At 61.8% G+C, this 14686-nt stretch carries 13 protein-coding genes; 6 read left to right on the top strand and 7 right to left on the bottom strand.

The genetic code is table 11. From position 1 onward, the window contains the following. Positions 1-134: 134 nt before the first annotated feature. A complete protein-coding gene (locus FJ424_RS29555; RefSeq protein WP_140659226.1) occupies positions 135-2126 on the bottom strand; it encodes a 3-hydroxyacyl-CoA dehydrogenase NAD-binding domain-containing protein in 1992 nt (663 codons plus the stop codon). Positions 2127-2169: 43 nt separating this feature from the next. Beyond that, entirely contained in the window at positions 2170-3330 is a 1161-nt protein-coding gene (locus tag FJ424_RS29550) for an acyl-CoA dehydrogenase family protein (protein ID WP_140659225.1), read from the bottom strand. Positions 3331-3687: 357 nt separating this feature from the next. Between FJ424_RS29550 and FJ424_RS29545 the strand changes: the two genes are divergently transcribed. Both FJ424_RS29545 and FJ424_RS29540 read left to right on the top strand, forming a co-directional pair. Continuing rightward, positions 3688-5250, top strand: coding sequence for an acetolactate synthase large subunit (locus tag FJ424_RS29545; RefSeq protein ID WP_246677374.1), 1563 nt, complete (start codon positions 3688-3690; stop codon positions 5248-5250). Positions 5251-5848: 598 nt separating this feature from the next. Then, positions 5849-6391, top strand: coding sequence for a VOC family protein (locus FJ424_RS29540; protein ID WP_140659224.1), 543 nt, complete (start codon positions 5849-5851; stop codon positions 6389-6391). 58 nt (positions 6392-6449) lie between these two features. On the opposite strand, the gene FJ424_RS29535 is transcribed toward FJ424_RS29540, so the two are convergent. The 5 genes from FJ424_RS29535 to FJ424_RS33735 form a co-directional block, all read right to left on the bottom strand. Then, positions 6450-6740: a hypothetical protein gene (locus FJ424_RS29535; protein WP_140659223.1), complete on the bottom strand. Its 291-nt coding sequence runs from the start codon at positions 6738-6740 to the stop codon at positions 6450-6452. A 55-nt stretch (positions 6741-6795) separates the two neighbouring features. Then, the gene (locus FJ424_RS29530) at positions 6796-7341 is read right to left on the bottom strand and encodes a cupin domain-containing protein (RefSeq protein ID WP_140659222.1); all 546 of its coding nucleotides are present in this window, start codon (positions 7339-7341) and stop codon (positions 6796-6798) included. Beyond that, positions 7338-8264, bottom strand: a complete 927-nt coding sequence (locus tag FJ424_RS29525; protein WP_140659221.1) for an alpha/beta hydrolase — start codon at positions 8262-8264, stop codon at positions 7338-7340. Before FJ424_RS29525 ends, FJ424_RS29530 begins: the two co-directional genes overlap by 4 nt. 239 nt (positions 8265-8503) lie before the next feature. Beyond that, positions 8504-10135 (bottom strand): GMC family oxidoreductase N-terminal domain-containing protein, encoded by a 1632-nt coding sequence (locus FJ424_RS29520; RefSeq protein WP_140659220.1) that lies wholly within the window; start codon positions 10133-10135, stop codon positions 8504-8506. Positions 10136-10195: 60 nt separating this feature from the next. Then, entirely contained in the window at positions 10196-10366 is a 171-nt protein-coding gene (locus FJ424_RS33735; protein ID WP_181182208.1) for a hypothetical protein, read from the bottom strand. A 390-nt stretch (positions 10367-10756) separates the two neighbouring features. Here FJ424_RS33735 and FJ424_RS29515 point away from each other — a divergent pair, with 390 nt between their 5' ends. The 4 genes from FJ424_RS29515 to FJ424_RS29500 all read left to right on the top strand — a co-directional run bounded on the left by FJ424_RS29515 (position 10757) and on the right by FJ424_RS29500 (position 14650). Continuing rightward, complete coding sequence (locus FJ424_RS29515) at positions 10757-11311, top strand: NAD(P)H-dependent oxidoreductase (RefSeq protein WP_140659219.1); 555 nt, start codon at positions 10757-10759, stop codon at positions 11309-11311. Beyond that, the gene (locus FJ424_RS29510; RefSeq protein ID WP_140659218.1) at positions 11308-11805 is read left to right on the top strand and encodes a flavin reductase family protein; all 498 of its coding nucleotides are present in this window, start codon (positions 11308-11310) and stop codon (positions 11803-11805) included. Before FJ424_RS29515 ends, FJ424_RS29510 begins: the two co-directional genes overlap by 4 nt. A gap of 173 nt (positions 11806-11978) precedes the next feature. After that, entirely contained in the window at positions 11979-13301 is a 1323-nt protein-coding gene (locus FJ424_RS29505) for an LLM class flavin-dependent oxidoreductase (protein WP_140659217.1), read from the top strand. A gap of 89 nt (positions 13302-13390) precedes the next feature. Beyond that, entirely contained in the window at positions 13391-14650 is a 1260-nt protein-coding gene (locus FJ424_RS29500; RefSeq protein ID WP_140659216.1) for a CaiB/BaiF CoA-transferase family protein, read from the top strand. Positions 14651-14686: the final 36 nt, after the last annotated feature.

The raw sequence follows: 14686 nt of genomic DNA, 5'->3' as shown, positions 1-14686 counted from the left end.
ATCAGCGAGCCGCGGTGGAGGTCGTCCGCGCAGTAATCAACATCTCTTGTGGCGTCGCCATGTAAGACGCGCCGGTTCGATGTCGGTCGTAGTTAGCCTATCCAGCGACCACCATTTCGTCCGGTCCATTTGTCCTAGGTGGATCCATTCCCAGTATTGGCGGAATTGAATAGCGGGCCCCCACGCCATGCCGGAAAGCCAAGCCCGTGCACAATCGCGAGATCAATATCGGAACTCCGGAGCGCCACGCCCTCGTTCAGTATAGTCTTGGCTTCGCTCACCATTGCCTCGAGTGCTCGCTCGACGATCGCGTTGCTGCTGATCGGGTGGCGCGTGATATCGCGTTCGGCAGAAGCCCGCTTGACGAGTTCCTCCACGACGGGGTCGGGCACCCGCTTGCCCTCCCCGTAGCAGTACCATCCCGCCCCGGCCTTGCGGCCGAAGCGTCCCATCTCGCACAGCCAGTCGGCCACCTTCACGTAGCGTTCGGAGGGGTCGCGCGTCGGCGCGAGGCGCTTGCGGCGAGCCCAAGAGATGTCGAGCCCCGACAAATCCGCCACAGCGAAAGGTCCCATGGCGAAGCCAAACGCCTCCAGCGCACCGTCGATCTCCTCGGGCAAAGCCCCATCCTCCAACAGATACTCCATCTCGCGCCGGTAGCGAGCCAGGATCCGGTTGACGATGAAGCCGTCGCAGACGCCGGAGACGACCGCCAATTTGTCGAGGGACTTGGCGAAACGCAGCGCGGTGGCTATCACGGCCGGATCACTGTCTTTGGTGCGGACGACCTCGACCAGCCGCATCACCTCCGCCGGGGCGAAGAAGTGGAGACCCACAAAACGCGACGGGTCAGCCACCGAACTGCCCAGGAGGTTGGTGTCGAGATAGGACGTGTTCGTCGCAATGATGGCGCCTGTGTCGGCGTGGAGCGCGATGCCGACCAGTACCTCTTGCTTCACCGTGAGGTCTTCGAAGACGGCCTCGATGATGAGATCACGGCGCGCCACTGCCGCAAGCGATATGGCAACCTCAAGCCTGTCAAGCAAGGTCTGGGCTCGCGCCGCCTCCCATTTTTCGCTTTTGGCCATTCTGGCAAGAGATTCGCCAATGGCGGCCTTGGCCCTGTCGACGATTGCCGTATCCTGGTCGATCAGCAAGGTCGGGTACCCTGCCTTGAGACAGGCGCTCGCGATTCCCCGTCCCATAGTGCCGGCGCCGACAACCGCCACCGAAGCCACTGTACGCGAGGCCTTCGTGTCCACTCCCGGCACCCTTTGTGCCTCGCGCTCGGCGAAGAACAGGTGTCGCAGCGCGCGGGCCTGTTCGGACATGCGCAGGTCAAGGAATGTCGCTCGATTAGAGGCTGCTGCCTGCCTGAAATCCTGGTCCAGGGCGGCGCGGACTGCGTTGACAGCCTCTCTCACGGAGCGTTGTCCACGCGCTCTGCCTAGGAGCCGCTGCGCCGAAACCTCGAACGCAACCGGGTCCTCGGTTGCCCTGACCGGTAGTTGAGAGGTCCTGCGCAGAACCCCTCCAGCAAGGACGTTTGCCAAGGCCACCGCAGCGTCCATGAGACGCGATACCTCCACTACGGCGTCGAAAACCCCGAGCGAGCAGGCCTCTCTCGCGTTGACGGGTCTGCCATTGGAGACAAGATCGAGCGCCTTCGTGGGGTCGACAAGGCGCACCAGGCGGGGAATACCGGCGGCCCCCGGAATTATCCCGAGCTTGACCTCCGGAAAGCCGAAGCTGCTTCGCTCTGTCGCCAAACACGCATGACAGGCAAGAGCCAGCTCTGCACCACCCCCCAGCGCCACACCATCGATGGCCGCGACGATCGGCTTTTGAGACCCCTCGATCGCCAGCAATACTTCCGGGAGGGCCGGCTCCAGCAGCGGCCCATCGAATTCGCGCATATCGGCTCCGGCAATGAAGGCCTGTCCCGCACCTGCGATCACGACCGCCCGCACATCCGGCCGCGTCGAAAATTCGTCGATAAGGTCCAGCAGCGCCTGGCGCACCGCCCGCGAGAGCGCATTGACTGGAGGGTTTGTGACGGTGAGGCGGGCGATACCGTCAATGTGCTCGACGAGCACTGGAGCGATACTTGCTTCATTCTGGCTCATGGGGCGGTCCCGGATGCGAATATCGATTGGTGGGGGCCGGCGGTCACGCCGCGGCCTCGGCGTCTTTGATCATATTGCGTGCGATGACGAGTTGTTGGATCTGGGTCGTGCCCTCGTAGATGCGGAATAGGCGCACGTCCCGGTAGAAGCGCTCGATACCGTACTCCGCCATGTAGCCTGCGCCGCCGTGGATCTGAACAGCGCGGTCCGCCACGCGACCCACCATCTCGCTTGCGAACATCTTGCAGCAGGCGGCCTCGGTCGAGACACTGGCGTCTCGATCCTTTGCGCGCGCCGTCTCGATGACCATGCAACGGGCCGCATAGGCCTCGGCCCGGCTATCGGCCAGCATGGCCTGCACGAGCTGGAATTCCGCGATCGGCTGCCCGAACTGTTTGCGCTGCATGGCGTAGGCCAGGCTGTCGGCGACGAGACGTTCCGCCATCCCCACACAGACCGCAGAGATATGAAGCCGACCCCGGTCCAACACCTTCATGGCTGTGCCAAAGCCCTGGCCCTCGCGCCCCCCTAGTACGGCGTCGGCCGGGACACGGCAGTCCTCGAAGATGACGTCGCTGGTGAGGGAGCCGCTCTGGCCCATCTTCCTGTCCGGGGCGCCGAGGCTGAGACCAGGGGTCTGCGCCTCGACCAAGAAGGCCGTGACCCGCCCCTTGGGACGCTCAGCGTCCACGGTGCGCGCAAAGACAGTGAACAGGCCGGCGTGTGGGGCGTTGGTGATGAAGCGCTTTGTGCCGTTGAGCACGTAGCTGTCGCCGTCGCGCCGCGCACTGGTGCGCAGCGAGGCCGCGTCGGAACCTGCCTCCGGCTCCGTCAGCGCGAACGACGATATGATCTCGCCAGTGGCAAGGCGAGGCAGATACTTCTGTTTCTGAGCTTCAGTACCGTCCATGACGAGGCCTTGGGACCCGATGCCGTTGTTGGTGCCGATGAGCGATCGAAAGGCCGCCGACGTCCGGCCGAGCTCGAACGCGATCCTGACTTCCTCCTCCATCGTTAGGCCCAAACCGCCATAGGCTTCCGGGATGGAGAGGCCGAACAGGCCCATGTCGCGGAACGCGTGCCTGATCTCCTCGGGAATGGCATTGTTCTCGGCCACCGCAGCCTCGAGCGGCACCAGTCGCTCTCTGACGAAGCGGGCAACGGCCGCCACTAATTGATCGAAGGTGGCTGGGTCGAGCGCCATGTCAGTGTTCCGTGGTGACGTTTGGATGGTGTTGTTCAAGGTGGTGGAACGGCGCATGGCCGTCCATGAGCCCGTCAGGCCAGAGGCATTGGCCCCCAAAGGTTGCGATCGACGCCCGTCCCCGGCCGAGCCGTATTGACGGCGTCGGCGACACGACGCTGGCCTCCCTCTCGTGACCTTGGCTGATTTGCAGATACAGGTTTGCGCATTTTCGGTCCGCCAATGGCTCCGTCCGCCCTTGCAATGGCCTTTACACTTGGGTACGGTCCGAGTCAATTATTCGGAACTTAATTCCAATATACGGAATTATCGATTTGACGTTGATTGTTTGGCAGGAAGTGAGAAGGCCTTGCGTGCATGACGCCAGCGAATGAAATGACGGGCGCAGAAAGCCTGGTGCGGACGCTGATTGGCGGGGGTGTTGATACCTGTTTTGCCAACCCCGGCACCAGCGAGATGCACTTCGTGGCGGCCCTCGACCAGATCCCCGGCATGCGCTGTGTACTCGGACTGCAGGAGAACGTCGTCACAGGCATGGCCGACGGCTACTATCGCATCGCCGATAGGCCGGCTTGCACATTGCTGCACTGTGGACCGGGACTGGCCAATGGCCTGGCGAACCTCCACAACGCACGCCGGGCCGGCAGCGGCATCGTCAATATCGTCGGGGACCATGCAACCTACCACGCACCGCTGGACGCGCCACTGACGGCCGATACCGAGGCCCTGGCACGCACGGTCTCGGCGTGGGTGCGCGCAAGCGCCCGGCCGCGGGATGTGGGACCTGACACTGCGGCAGCGATTCAAGCGTCCCGAACGATCGGACGGAACATCGCCACCCTGATCCTCCCGTCAGATGCCTCGTGGGGCCGGGGCGGAGTTATGGCCGACCCCTTGCCCACGTTGCGACCGCCGCCGATCGATCCACATGCGGTCGAGGCCGCCGCCCATGCGTTGCGCAGCGGTACCGACGTGCTCATCCTGCTCGGTGGCCGTGGCTTCCGCGCCGCCTCGCAGCGGCTGGCGTGGCGGTTGGCCAACGCCAGCGGCGCCTCGGTCCTGGGCGAATTCGTGGCCCCGCGCGTGGAGCGGGGCGCCGGGCGCCTAGCGCTCGAGCGCATACCCTACGGCACAGACGCCGCTAACAAAGTCCTGGCCCGGTTCACCGACATCGTCCTCGTTGGTGCCCGGCCGCCTATCGGCTTCTTTGCCTATCCCGACAAACCGTCGAGACAATATGCGCCCGGCACACGCCTGCACGTGCTTGCCCGTCAGGACCAGGACGTCGAAGCCGCTCTTGTCGCCCTGGTCGAGGCGCTCGGCGTGCCGGAAGCAGCCTATCCGGCCACACCGGCCCGCCGCCCGGAGCGGGCCACAGGCAAGCCCACGCCAGAAGGCCTGGCGCGGATGCTGGCCGCCGTCTTGCCCGAGGGAGCGATCGTTTCCGACGAGAGCATCTCGTTCGGCCGGGGGCTCTATGCCGAGACGCATGGCGCGGCACCCCACGATTGGCTGCACCTAACCGGCGGGGCTATCGGGGATGGCCTGCCCGTCGCCACGGGAGCTGCCATTGGCGCAGGCAGTTCCAGGCGCGTGATCAGCCTCCAGGCCGACGGCTCGGCCATGTACTCCCTGCAGTCGCTGTGGACCCAAGCGCGGGAGCGACTACCGATCACAACCATCATTCTGAGCAACCGCAAATACAATATCCTGATCGGCGAGTACAAGGGCGTCGGCGCCGTTCCGGGGCAGACCGCGATGAACATGCTTGACCTGTCGAACCCCGACATTGGCTGGGTGAAGCTCGCTGAAGGGATGGGCGTCGAAGCCGTCCAAGCGCACTCCCTTGAGCAATGTGGCGACCTCCTTGAGTCAAGCTTCCGACTGTCCGGGCCCTTTCTGATCGAGCTGGTGCTGTGAGCAAGGAGTATAGCGGGCTTAGGCTCATCAGCTCGACGCCCCTCCACTGATCCAGGCGCGCTGCCGCAACCACTCATGCCTCCCAAGGCGCAAAACGTGCTCCGCGGACCAGGTCCTCTCCAGCCAGGGACGCGGAGCACGGTTTGGCGTCCGAGACGGTGGCGGCGTAGCAGAGCGAAGCCCGGTCGTGGTCTGGAACTGGCACCCGGTGGCCTTTGCGAGCGGACCTACAGCAGATCTTGGTTAGGTGTGTTCCACTGCTGTCAATTGAACAAGTTGGCGCCAGCGAAAGTCCCCGCAACGGGCTGACAATACGACGACAAAACCTGCTTAAAATCAGTTTATTTGACTCCCTTCGTGAAGGTTACATCAAGGCCAACCTAAAAGATTCGACGCGCTCCACCTAGCCGATTCATGGCTCACAAGCAGGACTTTAACCAAACGCTTTGACATTGTGAGTTCGAGCTATTCGCGAACCGTTTGCTCTCCAAAATGTGGCAATTCCATTATAATCTGATATTAAACAAATTACTGGGAATAGCCGGATGGGAAGGCTGTCTTCCTTTCGCCCAGCAGCCAAAAGCTAGGAGACCCTTCGTTGATCGAAACAAATGCCGTCACCAAATCCCTCCGCCAACTCGGTCTCGGCCCGATAGGGCACATAGCCTTCGTGGTCGACGACATCCGCACTGCCGCCGCGGTATGGTCGTCCGCCTTCAGCGTCGGACCTTTCGTCCTGATCGAACATGTTCGCAGCAAGGAACTGCTTTATCGAGGCCAACCCAGCGATGTCGACTACAGCCTTGCCTTCGCGAGCCGAGGCGCCTTGCAGATCGAGCTGCTTCAACAACACAATGAAGCCCCCTCGGTCTTCAGGGCACCGGGGGTGCCTTGGCGTGGTGTCCATCACGTCGGTATCCGCAGCCAAGACGTCGTCGCCGACGAGCAAAAGCTGGTCGATGTCGGCATGGTCCGCATCCAGCGTGGCGTCTCGTCGACGGGGACGATAACCTGCTTCATGGGCGGCGGACCGGAACTGGGGATTGTCGAACTGGTTCAATCCTTCGATGGCGGCTCCTTCGCCAACCGCGTAGAAAGTGCTGCGGCCGGCTGGGACGGCACTACGGTCTTCGCCACGTAGCGCCCCGGCGGCTTCCTACAGGCCCTGCCGTCTGACGACGTGCCAGGCCGAGCTGTTGTCAGCCGGCTTTCAATTTCTGCTCATGCGCTATGGCCACCTCGATCGCATCGATGATGGGCTGGATCTTGGCGATATCGTAGCTGCGCCCCATGTAGGTCATCTGGTAGGTGACGGCTTCCTGGGCGAGTATGCGGCGACGCTTGATCAACATATCCAACATCTTCTTCAGGTTATCGAGATGGTCCTCGCTGACTTCCTGTGCGCCGAACTCGTCAACCGGCCGGGCGTAGCCCGATTGTTCGCGCAGAGAGTTGAATTCGCTGATGTCCGGTGGATTTTTGTGTTGCACGGTGTTCTCCAACTATAAAACGAGCTTTGCTGAACCCACACCAAAGGGAGTGGCCCTACAAGGCGAGCTGTTCGGGCACCGCCCTGCCCTGGTCCGCGTCATTCCACAGCGCCGGCAACGGCCCCCGCGATCCGAAAACCGGATCGAAGGCTGGTATAGGTACTTTGCGCGCCGTTTCAGCGAGTTCGTAGTACTCACTGGGATAACCGAGTCGGAAATCCAACACGCCGAAGCCGGCTGGAAAGGCGCCGGTGACGAACAGGTCCTCGGTGAGCGACACGCCGAAATGGCCAACGCCGGCCGGGATGACGACGATGTCACCACGACGCAGCGTAACCTCGCGCCCATCGTGTCCACCAAACAGCCCTGTAATCTCGCCGCGCGTCACTGCGATGAGTTCGTGCGCTTGGCTGTGAAAGTGGTGCTGAGGGTACATCCCGATCGGACTGTGCCAACTCGGGTACCAATTGTTCAAACGCAACCGATGTTCCAGCTCGGGTCCGCCCCAAGCGTGGACGTCGCGATAGACGCACACCGGCAGCCGCGAATTCGGCACACGCCCATTGCCCCTGAAGAGGTAGGTTTCGACCACGCCGCTCATTTTAGGCCACTCCGCCGATCGTTGTCGGCGCCGGTCGACCCGCTCGCCGCCATCCGGTCCGCCTGGGCGAGAACGCCCCCGATGGCGGCGAGCGACGCCGGCTCGTCGAGCATTGGCCAATGCCCCCTGCCGGCGATTGTAGTCACCGTCGTATGTGGTGAGGCCCCTGCCATGCGCTCGGCAAGATCGGGTGGCACGAACTCGGAGAACTCACCCCGTAACAGGGCGATTGGCCTGTCCTGCAAGGATGTGAACTCTTTCCAGAAGCTGGGGCGGGCCTCCTTGAACCGATGCGTCTCGGCCTGGGTCAGCTCGTCGAACGCGCGCACATAATTCCCGCTCTCTGTCCGGGCGTAGCCCTGCAGGGTAAAGTCCCGCCAGTCGTCTTCGGTGAATTCCGTGAGGTATTTGCCGTGTTGGTTCTTCACCTTGTCAATAGCCTCTTTAAGGCTGCACTCGTTGAAACTCAGCCCGTGGGCGAGCCCTTTGCTTCCCGGGGTCGTTGTCTCGGTGCCGATATCGTTCAACACGATTCCAGCCACACGCGAGGGGTTCTGAGCCGCCATCTCCAACCCGATGAAGCCTCCCAGCACCATTCCGACAGTCACCACGCGCTCGATCTCCAGGTGGTCGAGAAGCGCCCACATGTCCGCCACCAGTTTGTCGAAGTGATAGTCGGCGACATCGGTTGCCCTCGCCGTTTTGCCGCGGCCACGCAGATCGGGCGCTACCAACCTGCGCTGCCCAGCAACACAGCGCGCCAGGCGCTCAAAGTCCGAGGAGTTGCGCCAATATCCGCCAATGCAGAGCAACGGGGTCAGACGAGATGTGACGGCCGGCACATAGTCCCGGAAGAACATCTTGCCGAAACCGCCTATCTCGAGATGTCTCTCACTGACTTCGTAGGCCATCATCTCAACCATCTTGTCGCCTCCTCGTCCTGCCGGCCACCGATCCGACAAGCGAAACGCTCGATCGCATAAGTAAATTTAAATCAGGATTATAGAGAACAGCGAGGCAGCTGCAACTGCAAAATGGCAGCATTTTGAGTTGCGGTCACACACCGCACCAAATCTGATTCGAATTTTAATCAGACTGCCAGTAGCCGAACCACTCATCAAAATCTACCAAACGGTGACAGCCGGAAATCTCGCACCAGACCTCACGACCGCGGTTCAATGGGTCGCACCGTTTTGTCCCGGCCGGTGATGATGGCGGCGGCCTTGGCCGCCATCATCATGATCACAACGTTCGGGTTGCCTGAGATCAGGTGTGGCATGGAGGAGGCATCGACTACGCTCAGACGTTCGATTCCGCGCACGCTGAGGTCCGGGTTGAGGACTGCGTTCTCTCCGCTCCCCATCCTGCAGGTACAGGAGGGGTGGTAAAGCTGGATCGCATTGGCCCGGATATAGGCATTGATGTCGGCGTCCGTCCTCAGATCTGCGTCCGGCACCGTCTGACGGTCACGGAAAGGAGCCAGCGGCTCGCTGTTGCCTAGCGCGAGCGCGCGCCGGACGCCGTCGCGCATGACGTCGAGGTCCTCCGGCGCGGAGAGAGAGTTGTAGAAAATGCGCGGTCGATCGCCGGGATCGGAGGACTTCAGGAGAATTTCGCCACGACTTTGCTGGCTGAGCAGTTCGGGGCGGATACCGAAGCCGTCGACATAGGGGCGCTTGATGCCGGGGAACCAGAAATTGGCGTCGCCGGGCACCATCGACACTACGAATTCAAGATCGGGCTGACGCAGACCCTCTCTCGACCTAAGGAAGGCCAGGATGACTCCGGGAATGTTCGTGGCGGGTCCCACCCCCCCGAAATATGCGCGCAGCATGTTCAAACCGACACGGTCAAGCCGCAGGGTGCGATGGAAAGAACCCGGCCGCTTCCGACCCCAAAACACCCAGACCCCAAGGTGGTCCTCAAGGTTCTTGCCCACGGGCAGATCCACCCGGGGAATGATGCCGGTTGCCTTCAGGTGATCGGCTGGGCCTATGCCCGAGAGCATGAGCAGATGCGGTGTGTTGATCGCTCCGAGGCAGAGGATCGTCCGCTCCGTTGCGCGAACAGTCGACCTCTTGCCCGTGCGCACAAACTCGATGCCAGTTGCCCGGCTTTCCTCAAACAGGACCCTGGTGGCCAAGGCGCGCGTGAGCACGGTGAGGTTTGGCCTCGCCAAGGCCGGCCCGAGAAAAACCCGGCTCGACGACGAACGCCTGCCGTCGCGGACCGTGTACTGGGCCATTCCGAAGCCCTCCGGCTCGGCCCCATTGTAATCCGCCGTGACCGGATAGCCCTGGGCGCGGATGGCCTCGAACCATGCGTCATAGATGGGGTCGGGTCGCAGCGCCTCGCGGGCACCGAGCTCTCCGCCCCCACCGCGCAACGCGTCCGCTCCCTTTTCCCAGGTTTCGCATTCTCTGAAGTAGGGAAGCACGTCCTCGAAACCCCATCCCGTCGCACCCTCCTCGAGCCAGCGAGCGTAGTCGGCCGGATGTCCACGTGTGTGGGCCATGTAGTTGATCGACGAGCCGCCGCCGACTATCTTTCCGTGCGGAACCTGCAGCCGTCGGCCGTTGAGCTCCGGGTCAGGTTCGGAGACGTCTCCCCATTCGTAGAGCCCATATTGCGTCAGCTTCCGAGCGCCAATGGGAATGGAGATCAGGGGGTTCCAGTCCCATCCTCCCGCCTCAAGCAGCAGCACCCGCACGTTCGGGTCCCGTGTCAGCCGATTGGCCATTACGCAGCCGGCTGATCCCGCGCCGACCACGATGAAATCGAATGAATCCGTCAAGCAAGGCTCCTGTACAGCGCTGAAGCAAGTTATGGCCGGAGGCCGGCGAGGTGCCGCCGACTAGAGCGAGGACGCGACCTTCATCGCCTCCAAGACAGCTTCCTCGGAGGCCCGCGGCGCCAGGCAGTCGCCGAAAACGTGGATCTCGACACCGAGGTCTTCGAGATCGACCTCGAGATCCCGGTTCGACTCGCAACCGGACCTCAACGCCGTGCAGACAACCTCGAACATGTCGGGCAACAGGGGGCGTGGTGACGTGCATAAAAACTTCCCGTAGCCTCTATAACTTGATGTTACTCAGGTTTTTGATGACGGTCAACGGCCGCGCTCGATGCCTATCTTCGCCCACATTTTCCTTGCTAGGAGCCAATGGACATGGCTGGTTATGTCAGATCTTGAGTTGAAGCCCGGCTTACGCTGCGAGAGAAAATGTGTTGCATGACGCAACAGCAAACTTGACAAAGATCAAAAACTTTGCATCATTTCTGTCGCGACGTGAGCCGTTGCGAGCCTGCCTGGCCAAAAGATCTCGGCAGGGTTTGTTCCGAGAAATCAACTGCACGGCTCATTTGCTAAACCGCCTCGACGGGATGCCGTGCACTCCAACGCTTGAGGTGTGGAATGCTGAAGGTAAGTGTCGTCGTCGGTAACCCCAAACCGCGATCGAGAACAGCCAAGATTGCGGAAAGCTTCGCGCGCCAGCTTGTCGGGCCCTCCGACGACTTGTTGCGGATCATCGATCTGGCCGATCACGTTGACGAGATCTTCCTCTGGCCTGCCGAGAGGATGCAGGAGCTGAACCAGCACGTGGCGGAATCGCAACTGGTGATTTTCTGCTCGCCCACCTACAAGGCGAGCTACACGGGGTTGCTCAAGGCGTTTCTGGACCGTTACCCGGCGAACGGATTGCGCGGAGTGACGGCATTGGCCCTTATGACTGGGGCCGACATGGGCCATTCGATGGCTCCCACCGTGAACCTTGTCCCGTTGCTACTGGAACTCGGCGCCACCGTGCCCGTGCGCGGGATCTATTTCAACACATCCCAGATGGATCAGGTCGACGATATGATCCGAGGCAATGTCGAGCTCGTTCGTGAATCACTCAACCTTGTGGGCCGCCTTGTCGACGGGCTTGGCCCCCCCACGACTACCTCCACCGGGGCGAGGGCGAAATGATGCTGCACTCACCAATCGAAGATCGCAGGTTCCGCGAGGCGCTCGGCAACTTCGCCTCCGGCATCACCGTTGTGGCCGCAATGGTTGAGGGCGAGCCGGTCGGCTTCACCTGTCAGTCCTTCTACAGCGTGTCGATCGCACCGCCGCTGGTCTCGTTCTGCGTCATGAACACATCCACGAGCTGGCCGAAAATCCGCTCGGCGGCCCGCTTCAGCATCAACATCCTCTCGGCCGGTCAGGTCGAAGTCTCTCAGGCATTCGGCCGCAAATCTGCCGATCGGTGGGCTAGCGCGCGCTGGCAGCTGAGCCCGGACGGAAACCCGGTGCTTCATGACACCCTACTCAGCATGGATTGCAGCCTGCATGCCGAGCATGTGGCCGGGGATCACTGGCTGGTGCTTGCCAACGTGCACCAACTTGTCGGCGAGGGCGTCATCGACAGCGGCCCCCTGGTTTTCTACAGGGGCACTTACTGGCAGCTCGCCGGCCCCTGACGGCAATCCACAGCGCACAGGTACAGGCGTCGCGGCAGCGTGCCCGCGACGCCAGCCCGGCATCGCGCTGCTTGCCAAAATTGGAATTTAGTTCTGATTTTGGACTTGCCTTCGGAAACCTCGATCAATACGATTACAACTCGGACCTCGGTCCGGCGCTTGAGGATTGGCTCATGACAAGACAATTGCATTTCGTGGGGTACTGCTGTGTCAGCCCGACTTGGCACAACAACGGCGCTTGGCGGCACGCAGAGAGCGACGCGGTGAACGTAATGGACCCGTCGCGCTACGAACATATCGCCAAGATACTTGAAGAGGGCAAATTCGATGGCCTCTTCTTCGTCGACTGCCTATCGATGTTCGAGGCGTATGGCGACACATTTGCCGCCGACCTTCGGTACGGCGGTCAGATGTATATGCTTGAGCCGATGCAGATTCTGGCGGCAATGGCGAGGGTGACCAAGAACATAGGTCTCGCCGCCACGATGAGCACCACCTTCTATCACCCCTACCACATCGCCCGCCAGTTTGCGACGCTGGATCACCTCAGCGGCGGTAGGGCGGGTTGGAACGTGGTAACGTCGGCAAACAACCTCGAAGCGCAGAACTTCGGTATGGACAAGCTGCTCGACAAGGCCGTTCGGTACGATCAAGCCGACGAGGCTCTGGAGGCCTGCAACGCCCTCTGGAACAGCTGGGACGAGGGTGCGCTACTGCTCGATCAGGAGAAAGGGCTCTTTGCGGATCCCGACAAGGTACGCTACGCGAATTACGCGGGCAAATACGTCAAGACAAGGGGCCCCCTCCAGACCCCCCGCAGTCCGCAAGGACATCCGGTGATTATGCAGGCGGGCTCTTCCGACCGGGGACGCGAGTTTGCTGCGCGCTGGGCGGAGATGGTGTTCACCAACCAGCGCGACAAGGCTGGGATGCAGGCCTTCTACAGCGATATGAAGGGCCGCGTCGATGCGGCCGGCCGTAACCCGGACCACTGCGCAATCCTACCGGCGCTGGATTTCGTGATAGGCGAGACGGAGTCTATCGCCAAGGAGCGCGCCGACTACATCAACTCGCTCGTCAACGCGGAACTCGGGGTCGCCGACATCTCGAATTCGCTGTATCTCGACTTGTCGAGCCACCCGCTCGACCAGAAGGTGGACGACCTCGACCTGTCCGAGGGTGCGAAAGGGATACGCGGCATCTTCGACCTGATCCTCGGCGGATCCAAGGGCAAGACCCTGCGCGATGCCGGCCAAGCCTGGGGCGAGAGCCAGATGGTTTTCCAGTTCGTCGGCACGCCGGCAATGATTGCGGACCACATGCAGGACATGCTGGAATCCAGCGCCTGCGACGGTTTCATAGTGACCCCGAAGCTCAGCCCCTCCTCCTACATCTCCTTTGTTCGGTCGGTCGTGCCTGAGCTGCAGCGACGCGGCATCTACAAAAAGGATTATACCGGCAGGACCTTCCGCGAGAATTTGAGGAGCGGGATCTAGCCGGCCAAGCGCAGCTTTCGACCGCGCGGCCTGATCGTTCGGAGCGATGCCTGGACATCGAACAGTTTCAAGAACGCTGGAGGCCGAAAGTGCAGGGCAACCCGTCGAATACTGAGCAAAGACTACCGCTCAGTGGCGTGAACGTACTCGACCTCTCCCGTGTTCTTGCCGGTCCTTGGGCGACAATGAGCCTAGCAGACCTGGGGGCCACCGTGTGGAAGATCGAAAACATAGACGGTGGTGATGACACTCGCGCATGGTCGATCCCGAGCTACAAGGGGGTCAGCACCTACTTTCTTTGTGCCAACCGCGGCAAACACTCCGTGGCACTCGACCTCAAGTCCAAGGAAGGGCTTGAGATTGTCAGGGCCCTGGCGGCCAAGTGCGACATCGTGGTCGAAAATTTCCGTGTCGGCACTGCCGAGCGCCTCGGCGTCGGATACGATCAGCTGCGGAAGATCAACCCGGAGCTCATATACTGCTCAATCTCGGGCTATGGCCGTGACAGTTCAGAGGCCCGCCGCCCGGGCTATGATTTCGTCGTCCAAGCAGAGAGCGGTCTGATGGCAATCACCGGCGAAAAGGAGGGCCAGCCCCTGCGGTTCGGGATCGCCATAACGGACGTCGTCTGCGGCATGGTCGCCACTCAGTCGATCCTGGCGGCACTCATCCAGCGTGACAGGACTGGGCGAGGCCAGCAGATAGACCTTTCGCTGCTCGATTGCGGCCTTAATCTACTCATCAATGTCGGCAGCGCCTACCTCAATACGGGCGCCGAGGTGAAGCGCTACGGAAACGCTCATCCCACCGTCGTCCCGTACCAAATTTTCAACTGCTCAGACGGAGACCTTGCGCTCGCGGTCGGCAACGATCGCCAGTTCCGGGCGCTTTGTCGGTCCGTCATCGGCCAGCCGGAGCTCGCCGATGACCCACGCTTCACAACCGCCAATGGCAGGGCGGCCAACAGGGAGGCCCTTATCCCTATCCTGGCCAAAGTGTTCGAAACCATGACGCGCCAACACTGGATGGGCGTATGCGCAACGGCCGAGGTGCCGGCTGGCGTCGTGAAGACCGTGCCTGAAGCCTTGGGCAGCCGCAATGTCCTCGAACGCGGCACCATCCAGACCCTGCACAGCGATGCCGTTGGGCCCGTCTCCCTGGTCCGCCCAGCCCAGGGCCTTCGCGCCCAGCGGCACTCGTTACCCCTTCCGCCGCCAATGCTCGGGCAGGACACACAATCCGTACTGCGCGACGTCCTGGGATACAGTGACGAGGCGATCGGGTCCCTCATCGAGGCGGGCGTGGTGTCCCAATATGACAGCGCCACGCAATCAGTCCCGACCACCTGACATTTTTGCCGACGCGTCGACCTCACATGATCGGCC

The sequence above is a fragment of the Mesorhizobium sp. B3-1-8 genome (assembly GCF_006439495.1).
Taxonomy (GTDB): Bacteria; Pseudomonadota; Alphaproteobacteria; order Rhizobiales; family Rhizobiaceae; genus Mesorhizobium.
Note: the sequence above shows the minus strand (reverse complement) of the source record. Positions and strands in the feature narration are given on the sequence as shown.

Bases quoted from the DNA above. Each gene is read 5' to 3' on its own strand.
- FJ424_RS29555 (WP_140659226.1), bottom strand. From the start codon at position 2,126: ATGAGCCAGAATGAAGCAAGTATCGCTCCAGTGCTCGTCGAGCACATT.
- FJ424_RS29550 (WP_140659225.1), bottom strand. From the start codon at position 3,330: ATGGCGCTCGACCCAGCCACCTTCGATCAATTAGTGGCGGCCGTTGCC.
- FJ424_RS29545 (WP_246677374.1), top strand. From the start codon at position 3,688: ATGACGCCAGCGAATGAAATGACGGGCGCAGAAAGCCTGGTGCGGACG.
- FJ424_RS29530 (WP_140659222.1), bottom strand. From the start codon at position 7,341: ATGAGCGGCGTGGTCGAAACCTACCTCTTCAGGGGCAATGGGCGTGTG.
- FJ424_RS29525 (WP_140659221.1), bottom strand. From the start codon at position 8,264: ATGGTTGAGATGATGGCCTACGAAGTCAGTGAGAGACATCTCGAGATA.
- FJ424_RS33735 (WP_181182208.1), bottom strand. From the start codon at position 10,366: ATGTTCGAGGTTGTCTGCACGGCGTTGAGGTCCGGTTGCGAGTCGAAC.
- FJ424_RS29515 (WP_140659219.1), top strand. From the start codon at position 10,757: ATGCTGAAGGTAAGTGTCGTCGTCGGTAACCCCAAACCGCGATCGAGA.
- FJ424_RS29510 (WP_140659218.1), top strand. From the start codon at position 11,308: ATGATGCTGCACTCACCAATCGAAGATCGCAGGTTCCGCGAGGCGCTC.
- FJ424_RS29505 (WP_140659217.1), top strand. From the start codon at position 11,979: ATGACAAGACAATTGCATTTCGTGGGGTACTGCTGTGTCAGCCCGACT.